The sequence below is a fragment of the Kitasatospora sp. NPDC101108 genome (assembly GCF_055584725.1).
The window spans coordinates 122,020-139,702 of the sequence record NZ_JBVJLM010000003.1 but is presented as its reverse complement, the minus strand read 5'-3'; the positions used below and the strand labels follow the sequence as shown (position 1 = coordinate 139,702).

General features: G+C 71.4%; 14 protein-coding genes. 8 read left to right on the top strand and 6 right to left on the bottom strand.

Annotated elements, in window-relative coordinates; all coding sequences use genetic code 11:
- Positions 1-2: 2 nt before the first annotated feature.
- Positions 3-1,421: a glycosyltransferase family 2 protein gene (locus tag ACZ6Z8_RS08955; protein ID WP_465608413.1), complete on the bottom strand. Its 1,419-nt coding sequence runs from the start codon at positions 1,419-1,421 to the stop codon at positions 3-5.
- Between the two features lie 436 nt (positions 1,422-1,857).
- Here ACZ6Z8_RS08955 and ACZ6Z8_RS08950 point away from each other — a divergent pair, with 436 nt between their 5' ends.
- From ACZ6Z8_RS08950 to ACZ6Z8_RS08940, 3 genes are all read left to right on the top strand, one after another.
- On the top strand, positions 1,858-3,081 hold the full coding sequence (locus ACZ6Z8_RS08950; protein ID WP_465607695.1) for a GH12 family glycosyl hydrolase domain-containing protein: 1,224 nt from the start codon (positions 1,858-1,860) through the stop codon (positions 3,079-3,081).
- A gap of 361 nt (positions 3,082-3,442) precedes the next feature.
- Positions 3,443-4,480, top strand: coding sequence for a LamG domain-containing protein (locus tag ACZ6Z8_RS08945; protein ID WP_465607693.1), 1,038 nt, complete (start codon positions 3,443-3,445; stop codon positions 4,478-4,480).
- Between the two features lie 144 nt (positions 4,481-4,624).
- Positions 4,625-6,319, top strand: a complete 1,695-nt coding sequence (locus ACZ6Z8_RS08940) for an ArnT family glycosyltransferase (protein WP_465607692.1) — start codon at positions 4,625-4,627, stop codon at positions 6,317-6,319.
- Positions 6,320-6,341: 22 nt separating this feature from the next.
- Here ACZ6Z8_RS08940 and ACZ6Z8_RS08935 read toward each other — a convergent pair whose 3' ends face one another.
- On the bottom strand, positions 6,342-6,836 hold the full coding sequence (locus ACZ6Z8_RS08935; protein WP_465607690.1) for a GNAT family N-acetyltransferase: 495 nt from the start codon (positions 6,834-6,836) through the stop codon (positions 6,342-6,344).
- Between the two features lie 419 nt (positions 6,837-7,255).
- Here ACZ6Z8_RS08935 and ACZ6Z8_RS08930 point away from each other — a divergent pair, with 419 nt between their 5' ends.
- Positions 7,256-8,200 (top strand): helix-turn-helix domain-containing protein, encoded by a 945-nt coding sequence (locus ACZ6Z8_RS08930; RefSeq protein ID WP_465607688.1) that lies wholly within the window; start codon positions 7,256-7,258, stop codon positions 8,198-8,200.
- Positions 8,201-8,207: 7 nt separating this feature from the next.
- On the opposite strand, the gene ACZ6Z8_RS08925 is transcribed toward ACZ6Z8_RS08930, so the two are convergent.
- The 4 genes from ACZ6Z8_RS08925 to ACZ6Z8_RS08910 all read right to left on the bottom strand — a co-directional run bounded on the left by ACZ6Z8_RS08925 (position 8,208) and on the right by ACZ6Z8_RS08910 (position 12,197).
- On the bottom strand, positions 8,208-9,080 hold the full coding sequence (locus ACZ6Z8_RS08925; RefSeq protein ID WP_465607687.1) for a histidine phosphatase family protein: 873 nt from the start codon (positions 9,078-9,080) through the stop codon (positions 8,208-8,210).
- Positions 9,081-9,234: 154 nt separating this feature from the next.
- On the bottom strand, positions 9,235-10,845 hold the full coding sequence (gene mctP / locus ACZ6Z8_RS08920) for a monocarboxylate uptake permease MctP (protein ID WP_465607684.1): 1,611 nt from the start codon (positions 10,843-10,845) through the stop codon (positions 9,235-9,237).
- The gene (locus tag ACZ6Z8_RS08915) at positions 10,842-11,105 is read right to left on the bottom strand and encodes a DUF3311 domain-containing protein (RefSeq protein ID WP_465607683.1); all 264 of its coding nucleotides are present in this window, start codon (positions 11,103-11,105) and stop codon (positions 10,842-10,844) included. The genes mctP and ACZ6Z8_RS08915 overlap by 4 nt, the downstream gene beginning before the upstream one ends.
- Positions 11,106-11,408: 303 nt before the next feature.
- A complete protein-coding gene (locus tag ACZ6Z8_RS08910; protein WP_465607681.1) occupies positions 11,409-12,197 on the bottom strand; it encodes a GntR family transcriptional regulator in 789 nt (262 codons plus the stop codon).
- Positions 12,198-12,534: 337 nt separating this feature from the next.
- On the opposite strand from ACZ6Z8_RS08910, the gene ACZ6Z8_RS08905 reads away from it, so the two are divergent.
- The 4 genes from ACZ6Z8_RS08905 (at position 12,535) to ACZ6Z8_RS08890 (ending at position 17,321) form a co-directional block, all read left to right on the top strand.
- Positions 12,535-13,818, top strand: coding sequence for an extracellular solute-binding protein (locus ACZ6Z8_RS08905; protein ID WP_465607680.1), 1,284 nt, complete (start codon positions 12,535-12,537; stop codon positions 13,816-13,818).
- Between the two features lie 90 nt (positions 13,819-13,908).
- Entirely contained in the window at positions 13,909-14,937 is a 1,029-nt protein-coding gene (locus ACZ6Z8_RS08900; protein ID WP_465607678.1) for a carbohydrate ABC transporter permease, read from the top strand.
- Positions 14,934-15,761 (top strand): carbohydrate ABC transporter permease, encoded by an 828-nt coding sequence (locus ACZ6Z8_RS08895; RefSeq protein WP_465607676.1) that lies wholly within the window; start codon positions 14,934-14,936, stop codon positions 15,759-15,761. The genes ACZ6Z8_RS08900 and ACZ6Z8_RS08895 overlap by 4 nt, the downstream gene beginning before the upstream one ends.
- Positions 15,762-15,767: 6 nt before the next feature.
- Complete coding sequence (locus ACZ6Z8_RS08890; RefSeq protein ID WP_465607674.1) at positions 15,768-17,321, top strand: glycoside hydrolase family 3 protein; 1,554 nt, start codon at positions 15,768-15,770, stop codon at positions 17,319-17,321.
- The last annotated feature ends 362 nt before the right edge of the window (positions 17,322-17,683 follow it).

Below are 17,683 nucleotides of genomic sequence, written 5' to 3'. Positions count from 1 at the left end.
GATCACCCTGCTTCCGTGGGGCGCGGCTGGACGAGCACCCGGCCGACGATGGTGGCGTAGAAGAGACCGGAGGCGAGGACGAGAGCGAAGTTCAGCGGGCCCATGGTGAGCATCCGCCAGATGCTGGTGCCGACCCAGAGCAGGGCGGTCCCGCCGCCCCAGACGATCACGCCGATCCAGAACCGGCGGGTCTTGTTCTTCTTGGCGCCGCTGGAGCCGGTCGGCTGCCAGGCCATCCGGTTGCGGCGCACGATGTCCCAGATGGCGAAGACGTGCGCCCAGCCGTACATCATGCGGGCGGCCCAGGCTTCCAGCCGGTAGGGGTTGCGGTGCCAGAGCGGGAAGATGACCGTCGCGTAGATCAGGCCGGGAAGCACCAGGGCGGTGTTCTGCCAGCGGACCAGGTCGGGGCGGGCGAACAGCAGGATGATCGGGACGAGCGGCGAGACGATGGTGAACAGCGCCGTGTGGATGTAGTAGAAGAACCCGGACAGGTAGCAGGCCCGGGTGACCGGCCGCAGCTTGGCCTGCCAGAACTTCTTGCTTCCGAGCAGGCTCATGGAGCCGGTGCACCAGCGGTACTGCTGGTTGAAGAAGCCGCCGACGTTGTCGGGGCAGACCCCGGTGGCCAGGGCGACGGGTATGTACTGCAGGTCCCAGCCCAGGCGGCGCAGGTCGAATCCGGTGTGCACGTCCTCGGAGTGGCCGATCAGCGTGGTGCCGCCGTTCTCCTCCAGGGCGGCCCGCCGGTATATCGCGCAGCTGCCCACGCAGATGGCGCCGTCGTTGCGCTGCCGGGAGACCTGGACCGTCCGGTAGAACAGCTCCTGGACGGCTCCGGCGCCGCGCTCGATCCAGTTCTGCGAGTCGAGGATGCGGAAGAACTGCGGGGACTGGACGATGCCGAGGCGGGGGTTGGCCGCCATGTAGGGGAGCATCTCGTCCAGCAGATCCGGCCGGGGCGCGAAGTCGGCGTCCAGGATGAGGATGTAGTCGCTGTCGGAGTTGCGGAAGCCGAACTGCAGGTTCCCGGCCTTCTTGAACCAGCCGAGCTTGTTGCGGGTGCCGTAGACGAATTCGAAGTCGACGGCCATCTGCGCGAGCTGGGGGCTGTTGCTGTCGTCGAGGACGTACGGCGTGACCTCGCCCGGGTACTGGTCGCGCAGCCGGGCGACGTGGGTCCAGGTGTTGTGCAGGACCTCGATCGGCTCGCCGGCGACGGGCAGGAAGATGTCGACGGTCGGGTAGTGCTCGGGCCGCCAGGACTTGACCAGGGCGCGGTGCGCCGCGAGGTCGAAGGTCTCGTTGAAGCCGTGCACCCAACGGGATATCAGGTAGTAGACGATGGTGAAGGCGAGCGGCGGCACGAAGACGAGGAACCACGGCGTCGCCTTGAGCAGACCGATCTCGCTGGCCACCATGCAGCCGAAGCTGACCAGGGAGAAGCAGGTCAGCACCCACAGGTGGGTGCGCGCGTACAGGTACTTCTCGGTGTTGTCCGGGGGCTGGGGGAGCAGGCCCCACTGGTTGCGGGCGGCCGGGTCGCGCCGGCTCCGGCGACGTGAGACGGGTGGTTGACCGCTGCCCGCGAGTCGCGTGCTCTCGGTGACAGTCACGTGCTCTACTCCCCCGAAGCCGTCATTGGATGAACCCTCCCCGCGTGTCGGCCGTTGCCCGGTCGGGCTGCGGGGGACGCGAGGATCGTACGGGACCGATCGCGGCGAATTCGCTCCCCCCTCTTCCACCGGCCGTCCGGAACCGATATCGAGTTCCGATCGTGATGTGCACGGAGGTGCCTGCGGAGCACTTGTGTACGGTTGTCCGCCCAGGTGGGCGAGGACGGTTCGGGGAAGCGTGATGAACAACGAGGTCGGTGGGGCCGGGCGCGCGGCGCGGAGGCTGCGGGCGGTCGCCGCGTTCGGCGCGGTCGCCGCACTGCTGGCCGGGTGCAGCGGCCGGGTGGGGGCGGTGGAACAGCCGCCGGCCGCCACCGCGGCGGCGGCGAGCCTGTGCCCGACCCCGCAGGACCCCTTCCCCAAGCTGGCGCTGGACGGCGGGTCGAAGATCCTCGAACCGAACCCGTGGAACACCGCCGGAACCATCTGCGTGGACCCGGTGGGCGACACCGGCTTCACGGTGTCCCGGATCCGCGACTTCGTCCCGAAGAACCCGCTGGCCCCCGGCGCCTACCCCAACGTCTCCACCGCCCCCGGCGCGAGCGGACTGCCGGTTCCGGTCAGCGCGCTCGGTGACGCGACGGCCGACTGGGACGCCAACGGCCGGGTGAGCGGCTCCTTCAACCTGTCCTTCGACCTCTGGTACGGCTCCAGCCCGGACAACTGCCTGCCGGGCGAGAGCGCCGAGCTGATGGTGTGGCTGGACGCCACCGACAGCGTGCGCCCGGCCGGGGACAAGGTCGCCGACGCCCAGCCGTTCGGCGACGCCGCGTACAACGTGTTCCAGGCGCCGATCACCGGCCCGCACAGCGTGATCAGCTACGTGCGCACCACGCCGACCCACACCACCCGGGGCCTCAACCTGCGGCTGTTCACCGCCGACGCGATGGCTCGCGGCTACGTCCCCAAGGGCTCCTACCTGTGCCGGGTGCAGGCGGGCTTCGAGGTGTGGAGCGGCGGCACCGGCCTGCGCAGCGAGTCCTTCGCCTTCCACAACCGGGTCGGCCTGCCGGTCGGGGAGATCCCGGCCGGGGCACCCGGGATCTGCCTGCGGCACGGTGGCGGCCCGGCGGGCGGCGGGGCGGGCGGCGCGGTGAGCGTCGGGGCCTGCGGCGACCCGGGCTCCTCGACCAGCTGGACGGTGGGCAACGACGGATCGCTGCGCGGGGGAGCGGCCTGCCTGGCGCCGGGTGCCGACCGCTCCTCGGTCACGCTGGCCGACTGCACCGGCGGTTCCGGGCAGCGCTGGGCGCCCACCACCGGAGGGCGGTTGATGCACCAGGACTCGGGCCTGTGCCTGGGCACCACGGGCGGCGCGCTCGCGGACGGTACGGCGGCGCAGCTGCGCCCGTGCGCGGACGTGATCTCGCAGCGCTGGAGGATTCCGTACAACGGGGTTGCGTGAGGCGGCGGTTCGTCGCCGCCCCGGCAGCACCGACGGTTCCTCCGCGCACCCCCCATGGGCGGGACCGGGCCGATGCCCTAGCATTCCGGCCATGAGCGATCGACCGGTACCGAGTGGCGAGCCGGGGCAGCCCTACCCGCCACCGCAGCAGGCACCGGCCGGGGGGGCCGCTCCGGCCACCGGTGTGCCACCGCAGTCTCCGAGCGGTGCATTCGGCCCCGCGACCGGCTTCGGGCCACCGCCCGGTGCAGCACCTGCCCCACCTCCCCAGCAGACGACGCCCCGTTCGCAGCCGGTGCCGCCGGTGCCGCAGCCGGGCGGAGCAGGCCCGGTGCAGCCCGGGCCGGTGCAGCCGGGTCCGGTGGCACCCGCTCCTGCGGCGCCGCAGCCTTTCCAACCGCCGCAGGCCTTCCCGCCGCAGGCGCAGCCCGTCCAGCCGCAGCAGCCCGCGTCGCAGTGGCAGCAGCAGTCCGGCTTCCCGTCGCCGAACTCCCAGGCCGGCACGCCGGACTGGGAGGCGCTGGCCGAGCAGAACGAGAAGGCCGCCAAGCGCGGCCGCCGGCTCAAGCTGATCGGTGCGGTGACCGCCGTCGTGGTCGTGGCCGGCGCCGGTGCGGGTTTCTGGCTGTACAAGAAGGACAGCGACAAGAAACCGGGTTCCGTCGTCTCGGCGAGCACGTCCGCCTCGAACGGCCCGTCCTCCTCCGCGAGCAGCGCCCCGCCGGCCAAGGGCATCGACAGCCCGCCGACCGTCGGCACCCTGCCGGCCAAGAAGGGCCCGGCGCTGAACCTGGGTGCCGACGCCAAGCCGGGGACGATGAGCGGCTTCTCCGGACAGGTCCTCAAACTGCCCAGCGGCCAGGACTCCTTCGCCTCGACCTCGGGGCAGGTCGTCGACGTGAGCAAGAGCTTCACCGTGTCCGCGCGGGTGCTGGTCGACAAGCCCGACGGCAACCGCAGCGCGATCAGCCAGGGCGACGGCCAGTACTACGCGTACTCGCTGGGCCGGGCCAGCAACAACGGGCACGACCAGTGGTACTTCAAGGTCCAGATCCCGGGCGGTGGTTCGGCGATCGCCTGGTCCAAGGCCGACGCGACGGTCAACCAGTGGGTGCTGCTGACCGGGGTGTACGACGACTCGGCGCAACAGCTCACCCTGTACGTCAACGGAGCTCCGCAGTCCTCGGCCAAGTCGGCCGGGGTTCAGCCGTCCGGCAACAACAACCTGCAGATCGGCCGGCTGAGCTCGAACTCGCAGTGGTCCGACCCCTGGCACGGCGCGGTGGCCGACATCCAGGTGTGGGGCCAGGTGCTGCCGGAGGCCGACATCGTCAAGATCGTGGCGGGCCCGAGCTCGCCCCCGTCGGTCCCGCCGGCCGGCGCCTGGCTGAACGGCTGAACCGGCCCGGAGCCCGTCCGGTCCGAGAACGCCGAGCCGCCGCCCCGCACCGCCACGGCAGTGCGGGGCGGCTGCCGCACGCCCCGGAGCGTGTCGCGCCCTGAGGCGCATCCGGGCGCAGAGCCCCAGATAGGAGCAGTACTGATGAGCGCGGACGGTCGCTGGATCCGGCCCGAGTCCACCCGCAAGCCCGTTCTGGGCCCCGCCGGGGCCCGTCCCGGCGGACGCGTGGCGCTGGGTGAGCCCGACCGTGCGGCCGCGGTGGTGCCGTCGCCGTCCTCGACCGACCGGCGGCGCCGCAAGCCCGGGCTGCCCCGAGTGCCGCAACCGCCCCGGCCGGCGCTGCGGGCCGACTGGCTGCCGCTGCTGGCGGTGCTGCTGGTGCAGGGCGCGCTCTCGTACCACCTGATCCTCAGCAACACCGCCTTCATCGACGAGGGCACCTACATCTACTCCGGGTACCAGGAGATCGCGCACCTGCGGCACGGCACTCCGGTGTCGACGTACGAGACCTTCTTCTCCGGCTCCCCGCTGATCTATCCGGTTGTCGTCGCCCTGGCGGACTTCGCCGGCGGGTTGAACGGCGCCCGCTTGCTCAGCCTGGCGTTCATGCTCTCCGCGACCGCGGCCGTCCACCTGGCGACCCGGCGGCTGCACGGCTCGCTCGCCGCCTTCTGCGCGGCGGCCGCGTTCGCGGCGCTCGGCCCGACGCAGTTCCTGGGCGGCCTGGCCACCTACGACGCGATGGCGCTGGCGGTCCTCGCCTGGGCCGGCTACCTGGCGGTGCGGCTGACGACCGGGGGCGGGTACCCCAGCCTGGTCGGTTCCGGGCTGCTGCTGGCCCTGGCCGGCGCGACCAAATACGCCGCACTGCTGTGGGTGCCGGTGGTGTGCGGCATCGCGGTGCTGGCCGGGACGGGCGGCCCGGTGCGCGCCTGGGCGCGCTGGCGGCGCGGACTGCTGCTCCTGCTCACCTTCGCGGTGGCCGTCGGAGCCGCGGTCCTGGCGGCCGGTCAGCGGTACGTCGACGGCTTCAACCACACCACGCTCCAGCGCGCCCCGGGCCATGACGCCTACTCCTACGTGGCCGGGGAGGCCGCCCGCTGGGTCGGCCCGCTGCTGCTGGTGGCACTGCTCGGAGTGCTGGCGCAGCTGGTGCTGGCGCGCCGGCGCGGCGGCGAGGCCTGGACGGAGTTCTGGCTGGCCGCGCTGCTGCTGGTGGCCGGCCTGCTGGCGCCGGTGAACCAGATCCGCATCCACACCTGGTTGTCGCTGCAGAAGCACGTGGACTTCGGCGCCTGGTTCTCCTGCGTCGTGGTGGGCGCGGTGCTGGCCCGCGCGGTGCTGTGGCTGCGGGGCCGCTTCCACGTCACGGCCGGGATCGTGGCCGCCGCGCTGGTGGTGGGGCCGCTGGCCTGGGAGGGCGCGGCTCAGGGCCGGGAGATGTTCGGTGAGTGGTCGAACTCGAAGGAGTTCGTCGCAGTGCTGGAGCCCTACATCGTCAAGGGTGACGACAGCTACCTGGTGGAGAACTACAACGTCCCCGCCTACTACCTGCGCAAGCAGAGCAACTGGCAGCAGTGGCACGACCTGGTGGCGGTGTTCCGCCGGGATCCGGCCACCGGCCAGATGCAGAACGGGGTGCCCGCCATCCAGGCCGGGATCGAGGCGCACGAGTGGAAGGTGGTGGTGCTGGACTTCACCCAGACCGGCGCCATCGACCGGGCGATCCAGCCGACACTGAAGGCCGCCGGCTACCGGGTGGCCACCGTGGTGAAGAGCGGCGAGCACGGCCGCTACACCGTCTACGTGGCTCCCGGGTACGACAAGCGGCCGTGACGGGCGGCCGGAACGCGCGGGTTCAGAACGCCATGGTGTAGACCATGAGGTCCATTCCGGGGAAGGGCGCCCAGTCGCGTTCCGGGGTGCGGCGGAAGCCGACGCGCTGGTAGATGCGGTGGGCGGTGGTCATCTCGGGGCGGGTGGAGAAGGCCATGCCGGCCAGGCCGAGGTCGCGGCTGCGGGTGACGGAGGCGCGGACCAGGGCTTCGCCGACGCCGCGGCCGCGGGAGGCGGCGGCGGTGGCGAGCATCCGTATCTCGCCCTCGCGCGGGGTGGCGATGTCGGCCCACTCGGTGCCGCCGACGGCGAAGGTCACGCAGCCGAGGAGCCGTTCGTCCGCCGCGTCGACCGCGACCAGGAGCTCGGCCTCGCGGGAGCGGCGCTCGGCGTCGCGCAGCAGCTGGACGTAGCTGCCGGCCGGGTCGGTGAAGCCGTCGCCGACGAAGGCGTCGACGGTGATCCGGCCGGCCTCTTCGAGGTCCTGGGGGAGGGCGTGGCGGATGAGGTAGTCCATCGGGCCAGTGTGCCGGAGCCGTGGGGGGTGCTGGTTTCGGGGGGCTTTCGGGGGTGCCGGGAAGGGGAGGCCGGGAGGGTGGCCGGGTCGGCGGAGGGGCGCAGGGAGGCGGCCGGCAGGGTGCCGTACAGCCGGTCGGCGCGGTCGGGGTCGGCCGGGTAGCCGCCGGGGCGGTGGTGGTTGTCGCGGCCGGCGGCGGGGCCGCGGGAGAGTTCGCGGCCGATCAGGGTGCCGAGCAGGCCGAAGCCGCCGACCGCGCCGACCAGGCCGAGTGCGCCGGCGAGGGTGTCGCTGTCCATGGCCACCACTGTGGCCGGGCGACCCGGGGGCCCACGAGTGGCAGGAATGCCGTCCTGCCGCGAAATCCTGCCAGCCCGGACCCTTCCCCGGGTCGGGACCGGCGGGGCATCCTGGGCGGCATGCTGAAGAACGTGGTCGCGGTGGTGCTGGAGGAGGTCCACCCCTTCGAACTGGGGGTGGCCTGCGAGGTCTTCGGCCTGGACCGGACCACGGACGGGCTGCCGGCGTACGACTTCGCGCTGGCCGGCGCCCGGCCCGGGCCGCACGCGACCCACTCGGGCTTCGCGGTGGACGTCCCGTACGGCCCGGAGCGCCTCGCCGGGGCGGACCTGGCGGTGGTCACCGCCTCGGCGATCCGCACCCACTACCCGGAGCCGCTGCTGGAGGCGCTGCGCGCGGTGGTGGCGGACGGCGGCCGGGTGCTGTCCATCTGCAGCGGCGCCTTCGTGCTGGGCGCCGCCGGACTGCTGGACGGCCGCCGGTCCGCCACCCACTGGCGGCACAGCGACGAGCTGGCCGAGCGCTTCCCGAAGACGGTGGTCGAGCCGGACGTGCTCTACGTGGACGACGACCCGGTGATCACCTCGGCCGGTACGGCGGCCGGCATCGACGCCTGCCTGCACCTGGTGCGCAAGGTGCAGGGCGCCGAGGTGGCCCGGGGGATCGCCCGCCGGATGGTGGTCGCGCCGCACCGGGAGGGCGGGCAGGCGCAGTTCGTGAACCGCCCGCTGCCGGAGGGCGGCGACTCGCTGGCCCCGCTGCTGGACTGGATGCGCCACCACCCGGACCAGGAGGCGAGCGTCGAGCAGCTGGCCGCCCGGGTGCACATGTCGCCGCGTACCTTCGCCCGGCGATTCCAGCAGGAGACCGGTACCACCCCGCACCGCTGGCTGGTGGGGCAGCGGGTGCTGCTGGCGCAGCGGCTGCTGGAGTCGACCACCGAGTCGGTGGACGCGATCGCCGCCCGCTGCGGGTTCGGCAACGCGGCGGCGCTGCGGCACCACTTCGGGCGCCGGCTGGGCACCACGCCGCTGGCCTACCGGCGCTGCTTCGGCGGCGGGTGACGGGCGGTCAGTCCGTCCCGGCGCCGAGGTGGGCGACGCCGTTCCAGCCGTCCGGCCGCAGCCGCCCCTCCTGGGAGCGCCAGAGGCTGGTGGAGCAGTTGTGCACCGGCCCGAGCCCGGTGAGCTGCTCCTCGGTGAGCCGCTCCAGGGCGTAGCGCAGCATCAGCACGGTGCAGTCGTGGGCGACCAGCAGGACGGGCCGTCCGGCCTCCTCCTCGCAGAGGTCGCGCAGCAGGCTGCGCACCCGCAGGGCGACGTCGGCCCAGGACTCGCCGCCGGGCGGGCGGTAGTACAGCTCGCCCATCTTGCGCCGCCGGGCGGCCTCCTCCGGGTGCTTGGCCTCGATGGCGGCCTTCGGCAGCATCTCCAGGACACCGAGCTCGCGGTCGCGCAGCCGCTCGTCGTAGCGGACGGCCAGGGTGACGGGTACGGCGCCCAGCCCGGCGGCCTGGGCGAGCGCTATCCGGGCGGTCTCGGCGGTGCGCACGTACGGGGAGCACCAGACGCTGCGCGGCCGGTCGGCGCTGGGCAGGGCGGCCCACCAGCGGCCGAGCGCCTGGGCCTGCTGCTGGCCGCGCAGCGAGAGCGGGATGTCGGCGTCGCGGCAGCTGATCGGGACGCTGAGCGCGCCGGCGGCCTCGGCCAGCTGGAACTCGACGTTCGCGGTGGACTCGCCGTGCCGGGTGGCGATCAGGACGGACGGCAGCCGGGTGGCCGCCGGGCCGCCGGCAGCGCCCGCCGAGCCGTTCGCGCCGACGGCGCCGTTCGCGCTGACAGCCCCGTTCGCGCCGACCGTGCCCACGGCGGTCACCGCGCTCAGGTTGGGCTGGTGCTGGGTGGACTTGTGCTGGCCGTTCAGGGTGATTCCGAGTTCTGCCATGGCCGCGAGCTCCCCGTGGTCGATCAGGTTCCGGCCGGATGCCGGTCCGGTCTGGTGGTGCCCGGCGTGCACGCCTGTTCATACATATGATCGCGCCGCCTCCTCCAGTGTTCACGGAGAAGGCGGCGCGATCACAGGGCGCGTGCACGGCCAATCAGTGCGCCGCTACGGGCTCCGGCGCGTTCTTCAGCTCGTCGTCGCCGGCCTCGGCGCTGTAGTCGGAGGGCTTGGTCTCGTCCGGGCCGTCGGGTGCCTTGACCGCCCGCAGGACCAGGGTGAGCGCCACCGCCACGAGCAGGTTGAGCGCGAAGGCGGTCAGGCCGATGTAGCCGATCTCGCCGATGCCGGGGATCTCGGCCGCGTTGCCGCCGAAGTGCTTGGTGGCCGGGCTGGCCAGCCCGTACGCCTTCCAGGTGCCGTAGACCATGCCGGCCGCCCAGCCGGCGAACAGCGCCCAGTGGTGGAACCAGCGGGTGAACAGGCCGCCGACGATCGCCACGAAGGTCTGCAGGATCCACAGGCCGCCCAGCAGCTGGAGGTTGATCGCGGCCTGCCTGTCCATGCCGAGGACGAAGACCAGCGCGCCGACCTTGACCAGCAGCGAGACCAGCTTGGCGATCCGGGTCTCGTCGGCGGGGGTGGCGGCGGGCTTCAGCCACTCCTTGTAGACGTTGCGGGTGAACAGGTTGGCCGCCGCGATGGACATGATGGCGGCCGGCACCAGCGCGCCGATCCCGATCGCGGCGAAGGCCACGCCGGTGAACCAGTCCGGGAACATGCTCGCGAACAGCTGCGGCACCGACAGCTGGGAGTTGTAGCCCTTGACGCCGCTGCCCACGCCCGCCGCGATGGCCATGAAGCCGAGCAGCGCCAGCAGGCCGAGCATCAGCGAGTAGGCGGGCATGATCGCCATGTTGCGGCGCACGGTGTTGCGGGACTTGGAGGCCAGCACGCCGGTCACCGAGTGCGGGTACATGAACAGCGCCATCGCCGAGCCCAGCCCCAGCGTGGCGTACGTCCACTGCTTGTTGTCCGGGATCGTCATCGACCCGGCCTTGGCCTGCTTGAAGTGGTCGGCGGCCGCGCTGAAGATGTGCCCGTAGCCGCCGAGGCGGATCGGGATGTAGATCACCGCGACGATGATCACGATGTAGACCAGCGCGTCCTTGACGAAGGCGATCAGCGCCGGGGCGCGCAGGCCCGAGGAGTAGGTGTAGGCGGCCAGCACGCCGAAGGCGAGGAACAGCGGCAGGTCCTTGACGAACCAGTTGGCGTGCTCGCCGCCGCCGACGCCGAGCACGTCCAGCACGGCCTGGATGCCGACCAGCTGCAGGGCGATGTACGGCATGGTGGCCAGGATCCCGGTCAGGGCGACGACCAGGGACAGCGGCCGGGAGCCGTAGCGGCCGCGGATGAAGTCGGCCGGGGTCACGTAGCCGTGCACCCGGGAGACCGACCAGAGCCGCGGCAGGAACAGGAAGACCAGCGGGTAGGCGATGATCGTGTACGGCACCGCGAAGAAGCCCGCCGCACCCGTCGCGTAGACCGCCGCCGGGACGGCCACGAAGGTGTACGCGGTGTAGAGGTCGCCGCCGAGCAGGAACCAGGTCACCCAGGTCCCGAAGCTGCGCCCGCCCAGGCCCCACTCGTCCAGGTGCGCCGCGTCGTCCGCGCGCCGCCAGCGCGAGGCGAGGAAGCCCATCACGGTGACCAGCAGGAAGAACAGCACGAAGACCACGAGGGCCGGCACGTTGACGTCCTTCATCGCGCACCGCCGTTCCGGGCCGCCTTGCGGGCCTTCTCGTCCCGGTTGATCAGCAGGTAGGCGGCGACCGTGAAGACGGCCGACACCGGCACCCAGAGCAGCTGGTACCAGTAGAAGAAGGGCGTCCCGGCCACCGCCGGGTCGGACTTGTCGTACGAGGACACCCAGAGCATCGCGACGATCGGCACGAGCAGGGCGAGTCCGGCCAGTACCCGCTCGGGGGTCACCGCCGGGACGGGGTCCCCGGTCGGCTCGGGCATGACAGCTTGGTCGGGGGATGGGTCAGAGGGCATCTTCGGCTCCGCTCCGGAGGGTTCTCCCCGTCGGCGCCGCAGCCCCCGGAAGCGCCGCGCGCCCCCACGAGCCCGCCGAGCAGCACCATCGGTGATCGGCAGTCAGTACGGCTGCGCAATCTAGGGCATGGAGTGATCCATGTCACCGGGATTGGCGCAACTTCCCGCCATCCGGACGCTGCCGCTCGTCGCTCGCCCGCTCCCGGGGCAGGGGTACCACCGGCGCGCGGGTCGCGCGCGCCGGTGCCCGTGGTGGAACGGCGGCGCCGACTACTCCGGACGCTTCAGCCGGGTGATGAACTTGTAGCGGTCGCCGCGGTAGATCGAGCGGACCCACTCCACCGGGTCGCCCTCGCCGTCGAAGGAGTGCCGGGAGAGCTGGAGCATCGGCAGGCCGAGGTCGGAGCCCAGCAGCCCGGCCTCGCGCGGGTTGGCGAGGGTGGTCTCGATGGTCTCCTCGGCCTCGGCCACGGTGACCCCGTAGACCTCGCGCAGCGCCGCGTACAGCGAGGTGTGCTTGGCGAGGTTGCGCCGCAGGGCGGGGAAGCGCTTGGCGGACAGGTGGGCGACCTCGATGGCCATCGGGTCGCCGTTGGCCAGGCGCAGCCGCTCGATCCGCAGCACCCGCCCGCCGGGCTTGATGTCCAGCAGCGGGGCGAGCCGGTCGTCGGCGGTGATGTAGCCGATCTCGATCAGCCGGGAGGTGGGCTCCAGGCCCTGGGCGCGCATGTCCTCCGTGTAGGAGGTGAGTTGCAGTGCCTGGGCGACCTTGGGCTTGGCCACGAAGGTGCCCTTGCCCTGGATGCGCTCCAGCCGGCCCTCGACGACCAGTTCCTGCAGGGCCTGGCGGACGGTGGTGCGCGAGGTGTCGAACTGGGCGGCCAGCGCGCGCTCGGGCGGGACCGGGGTGCCCGCGGGCTGGGTCTCGGTGAGCTGGAGGAGGTGGCGCTTGAGGCCGTAGTACTTGGGGACGCGGGCGGTCGGGTCGGCGCTCTGCGTCGGGAGGTTGCTCACCTCGGGGTCGTCGGCCTGGGCGGTGGTTCCCCCGTCGCTGCTCATCGGACCTGTTCTCCCGCTTCTCGCGGGGCCTTCTGCCGCCCCGCCACATCGTTAACGGATCACATCGTTGCATGTATGGCTGTGGAACGAATACCTCATCACGCGATGAACGATGTGCGGTGTCGGCTTGATAACGGGTGGTCGGGATCGGTCGAACAGCCGTTGACAGGCCCATTGGTCTAGGCCAAGCTCCAGGCATCTGGTCTACACCACTAGGCCGGTATCGATGAATCCCCCCACCCGTTCGAAGGGGTCCGCGGCGCCACTTCTCCCGCTTTGCGTGGGTATGCCGCTACCGCCCGACGGGGGTAACCCAGGCATCCCTCAGGAGGATGGCGTGAAGCGTCAGCTCATCGCGGCGGTCGGCGTCGCAGCAATGGTCGTCGGTCTCGCGGCTTGTGGCTCGGACGGCAAGAAGGACGGTGACTCGAAGGCGTCCTCCACGTCCGCCGACAGGTACAAGGGCAAGACGCTCAAGGTGTGGACGATGACCGGCTCCGCCCCCAAGGGCTGGACCGACTCGGTCAAGAACGAGTTCGAGTCCACCTACCCGGGCTCCAAGGTCGACTTCCAGACCCAGGAGTGGACCGACATCGGCCCGAAGATCACCGCCGCGCTGTCCGAGGGTTCCGTCGACGTCCTGGAGCTGGGCAACACCCAGACCTCCGGCTACGCCGCCACCGGCGGTCTGCTCGACCTCACCAAGGACAAGTCCGCGCTGGGCGGCGACGGCTGGGCCGCCAACCAGAACGAGGCCGCGATGCTGGACGGCAAGCAGTACGCCGCCCCGTGGTGGGTCTCCAACCGCGTGGTCGCCTACAACAAGGACCTCTGGAAGGCCGCCGGCCTGACGGACGCGCCGAAGACCCTGGACGAGTTCTACACCGACCTGGACAAGCTGAAGGCCGCCCCCGGCGTCGCCGACCCGATCTACCTGCCGGGCCAGGAGTGGTACACCTACTTCGGCCTGCTCACCGGTGAGGGCGGCAAGATCGCCAAGAAGGACGGCGACAAGTGGGTCGGCGGCCTGGAGTCGCCCGAGGCGCAGCGGGCCTTCGAGACCTACAAGAAGCTTCAGGGCTACTCGGTCACCGGTCCGAAGGACAAGGACGAGGCCACCCCGCAGCAGAAGGACGTCTTCGCCAAGGGCAACGTCGGCGCCATGATCGCCCTCGGCTGGGAGCTGCCGGCCGAGAAGGACATGCCGAAGGACAAGATCGGCTTCTTCCCGCTCCCGGGCAAGACCGCCGACAAGCCGTCCGGCGTCTTCATCGGTGGCTCGAACCTCGCGATCGCCTCGCAGAGCAAGAACACCGAGATGGCGAAGGACTTCCTGAAGATCGCCCTCAACGACAAGAACGAGGGCCTGGTCGCCGCGGCCGGGAACATCCCGAACAAGCCGGCCCTGAACAGCCAGCTCACCGGTGACTTCGCGAAGGCCGCCCAGGCCGCCACCGCGGTCGGCGGGATCACCCCGAACACCCCGAACTGGGCCAGCGTCGAGAACAAGCCGAACCCGATCAAGGACTTCCTGACCGCGGCCCTCCAGGGCGGCGACTACGCGGCCACCGCGAAGAAGTACGACGACGAGATCGCCAAGCGGCTCAACGAGAAGAACTAAGCACTGTGAGCGGCGTCGCTCACCGGCCCCCGGCGGGGGGCCGGTGGGCGGCGCCATCCGTCGTGGCCGGGTTGTGAGGAAGTGAGAACGATGGCTGTGCATTCGGAGCGGGTGCAGACACCGTCCCCGGAGTCAGGGGTGGCCGTTGCGGCCGAGATCGACACCAGTGCCGCCGGCGGCGGGGCCGAGGGCACCGCGCCGAAGCGCACCAGACCGGCGGGCGGACCGGGCATCGGCTCCCGCCTCGCCCCGTACCTGCTGCTGCTGCCGGCCACCGTGGCGACCCTCGCCCTGCTGGGCTGGCCGCTGCTGAAGACCGTCCTGCTGTCGTTCCAGAACCTCAACCGGCGCCAGCTGGTCATGCATCTGACCGAGTGGACCGGCTTCGACAACTACAAGGAGCAGCTGACCGACCCGGACTTCTGGGCGGTCACCGGGCGCACCGTCGCCTTCACCCTGATCAACGTGGTGCTGATCATGATCGGCGGCACCCTGACCGGCCTGCTGCTCAACCACCTCGGCAAGAAGATGCGCCTGGCGCTGTCGATCGCGCTGCTGATGGCCTGGGCCATGCCGGTGGTCGCCGCGACCACCGTCTACACCTGGCTGTTCGACCAGCAGTGGGGTGTCGTCAACTGGCTGCTGGACCAGCTGGGTTGGCACTCGATGGCCGACTACAACTGGATGAGCGACGAGTACTCGACCTTCTTCGTCGTCATCCTGCTGGTCGTCTGGATGTCGATCCCCTTCGTGGCGTTCAACATGTACGCCGGTCTGACCACCATCCCCAGGGAGCTCTACGAGGCCGCCAGGATGGACGGCGCCGGCTCGCTCAAGATCTTCAGCTCGGTGATCTTCCCGAACCTGAAGCCGTTCTTCCTCGCCACGACCTTCCTCGAAGTGATCTGGGTGTTCAAGTCCTTCACCCAGGTCTACGCGATCAACGGCGGCGGCCCCGAGAACCTCACCCGGACCCTGCCCGTGCACGCCTTCCTGGAGGGCTCGGGCAGCCAGCACTACGGCGTCGGCGCCGCGATCGCGGTGCTCACCATCCTGATGCTGGGAGCGCTGATGGCCTACTACTTCCGCATCATGATCAAGCAGGAGGACGAGCTGTGAGGCGCTCTCTCTTCGGACGTACCTGGCCGAACGTGATCGCGGTCGTCCTCATCGTCTTCTTCATCTTCCCCGTCTACTGGATGATCGCGACCGCGTTCAAGCAGGACCGCGACATCATCAGCAAGACGCCGGTCTTCGTCCCCTTCGACGCGACCTTCGAGCACTTCACCACCGCGGTCGACGCGCCGGACTTCTGGACGTACGTCACCAACAGCCTCACCGTCACGGTCGGCGCGGTGGTGATCTCGCTGGTGATCGCGACCCTGGCGGCCTTCGCCGTCGCCCGGATGAGGTTCCGCGGCCGCAAGACCTTCGTGCTGGTCATCATGGCGGCGCAGATGGCGCCCTGGGAGGTCATGACCATCGCGGTCTACATGATCTCCCGCGACAACGACATGCTGAACAGCCTGCTGCCGCTGACCTTCTTCTACATGATGATGGTCCTGCCCTTCACCATCTGGACGCTGCGCGGCTTCATCGCCGCGGTGCCGAAGGAGCTGGAGGAGTCGGCCATGGTGGACGGCTGCACCCGCACCCAGGCCTTCGTGAAGGTGATCTTCCCGCTGCTGGCGCCCGGGCTGATGTCGACCTCGCTGTTCGGCTTCATCACGGCGTGGAACGAGTTCCCGCTCGTCCTGATCGTCAACAAGGAGGAGGGCAAGACCCTCCCGCTGTGGCTGTCCTCCTTCAAGACCGCCTTCGGCAACGACTGGGGCGCGACCATGGCGGCCTCCACGATGTTCGCCATCCCCGTGCTGATCCTGTTCGTCTTCCTGCAGCGCAAGGCGGTCGGCGGTCTGACCGACGGCGCCGTGAAGGGCTGAGCCACCGTGAGCATCCTCGTACCCACCGTCCCGGCCAGCGACCAGCTGCACCGGGACGCCCTGACCGTCCTGCAGCCCGGCTTCGTCGGCACCGAGCCGCCCGCCTGGCTGCGCCGCCACCTGGCCGCCGGGCTCGGCTCGGTCGCGCTGTTCGACCGCAACGTGGTCGACCTCGACCAGCTCTCCGCGCTCACCCGGGCGCTGCGCGCGGAGAACCCCGACCTCCTGATCGCGATCGACGAGGAGAGCGGCGACGTCACCCGGCTGGAGGCCGGCTCCGGCTCCTCCTGGCCGGGCAACCTCGCCCTCGGCGCGATCGACGACCCGGCGCTGACCCGGGACGTCGCCCGCGAGCTGGGCCGGGCGCTGGCCGCGGCCGGCGTCAACTACAACTGGGCGCCCACCGCGGACGTCAACTCCAACCCGCGCAACCCGGTGATCGGCGTCCGCTCCTTCGGCGCCGACCCGGAGCTGTGCGCCCGGCACACCGCCGCCTGGGTGGAGGGCCTGCAGTCGGCCGGTGTGGCCGCCTGCTCCAAGCACTTCCCCGGGCACGGCGACACCGCGGTGGACTCGCACCACGGCCTGCCGGTCATCGACGTCGACCTGGACGTGCTGCGCGCCCGCGACCTGGTGCCGTTCCAGGCCGCGATCGCGGCCGGCACCAAGGCCGTGATGACCGCCCACATCATGGTCCCGGCGCTGGACCCGAAGCTGCCGGCCACCCTGAGCCCGACCGTGCTGCGCGACCTGCTGCGCGCCGCCCCGGCCGACGGCGGCCTCGGCTACCAGGGCCTGATCGTCAGCGACGCGATCGAGATGGGCGCCATCGCCGACACCTTCGGCATGGGCGAGGGCACCGTCCTCGCGCTGGCGGCCGGCGCGGACGCGATCTGCGTCGGCGGCGGGCTGGCCGACGAGGAGACCGTGCTGATGCTGCGCGACGCCATCGTGGCGGGCGTGCGCTCCGGCGGGCTCGGCGAGGAGCGGCTGGCGGACGCCGCCGACCGGGTCCGGGCGCTGGGCAGCTGGGGCCGGATCGCCGCCCAGGGCGAGCAGCCCGAGCCGGACCTCGCGGTGGGCCTGCGGGCCGCCCGCCGGGCGCTGAAGGTGGTCCGGGCGCCGGGCCGAGAGGTGCTGCCGGTGAGCGAGCGCCCGTACGTGGCCTCGTTCTCGGACGAGCCGAACATCGCGGTCGGCGATGTGACCCCGTGGGGCGTGGCCGCGATGCTGGCCGACCGCTTCCCGGGCAGCCGCACCCGCGAGGTGTCGGCCGACCAGGCGGCGCCGGAGCTGCTGGACGCGCTGGTCGCCGAGCTGGTGGCCGGCGCCGAGGGCCGCCGCCTGGTGCTGGTGGTGCGGGACGCGCACCGGCACGCCTGGATGGCCGCCGCGCTGCGCCGCCTGGTGGCGGCCCGGCCGGACGCCGCCGTGGTGGAGATGGGACTGCCCCAGTCCGAGCCGGTCGGCGCGCTGTACATCGCCACCCACGGCGCCGCCCGGGTCTGCGGGCTGGCGGCCGTGGAGGTGCTCACCGGACAGCCGGGAGCGATCGGCTGAACCGCGGGGGAGACGTCACCGGCCGTGACCGGGAGGCGTCGGCCGACGGGCCCGTCATGCGCATGTCGCATGGCGGGCCCGTCCCGTTCTCCGGCCGTCGACCCGCGCTTCCACCGGATGACCGTGTTCCCTCAAGAGAGCCCTAAATCGTGCTTAAGCACGACTTAGGGTGACAGGCCGACGACCGATCGCCACCGAACTCCGGCGGGGTACAACGGAACAGCAACGGCCTTGGCAGAAAGGGGAGTTGGGCGTTGACACCACCGTTGGTCTAGGCCAAAGTCCACTCCGATCCCTCCCGGCACCGCCCTCGGCCCTAGCACCTCGGAGAATGACGTGACGAAGCGTCAGTTCGTGTCCGC

Coding starts and splice junctions, on each gene's coding strand:
- ACZ6Z8_RS08955 (WP_465608413.1), bottom strand. CDS start 1,421: ATGGTGGCCAGCGAGATCGGTCTGCTCAAGGCGACGCCGTGGTTCCTC.
- ACZ6Z8_RS08950 (WP_465607695.1), top strand. CDS start 1,858: ATGAACAACGAGGTCGGTGGGGCCGGGCGCGCGGCGCGGAGGCTGCGG.
- ACZ6Z8_RS08940 (WP_465607692.1), top strand. CDS start 4,625: ATGAGCGCGGACGGTCGCTGGATCCGGCCCGAGTCCACCCGCAAGCCC.
- ACZ6Z8_RS08935 (WP_465607690.1), bottom strand. CDS start 6,836: ATGGACTACCTCATCCGCCACGCCCTCCCCCAGGACCTCGAAGAGGCC.
- ACZ6Z8_RS08930 (WP_465607688.1), top strand. CDS start 7,256: ATGCTGAAGAACGTGGTCGCGGTGGTGCTGGAGGAGGTCCACCCCTTC.
- ACZ6Z8_RS08925 (WP_465607687.1), bottom strand. CDS start 9,080: ATGGCAGAACTCGGAATCACCCTGAACGGCCAGCACAAGTCCACCCAG.
- mctP (WP_465607684.1), bottom strand. CDS start 10,845: ATGAAGGACGTCAACGTGCCGGCCCTCGTGGTCTTCGTGCTGTTCTTC.
- ACZ6Z8_RS08915 (WP_465607683.1), bottom strand. CDS start 11,105: ATGCCCGAGCCGACCGGGGACCCCGTCCCGGCGGTGACCCCCGAGCGG.
- ACZ6Z8_RS08910 (WP_465607681.1), bottom strand. CDS start 12,197: ATGAGCAGCGACGGGGGAACCACCGCCCAGGCCGACGACCCCGAGGTG.
- ACZ6Z8_RS08900 (WP_465607678.1), top strand. CDS start 13,909: ATGGCTGTGCATTCGGAGCGGGTGCAGACACCGTCCCCGGAGTCAGGG.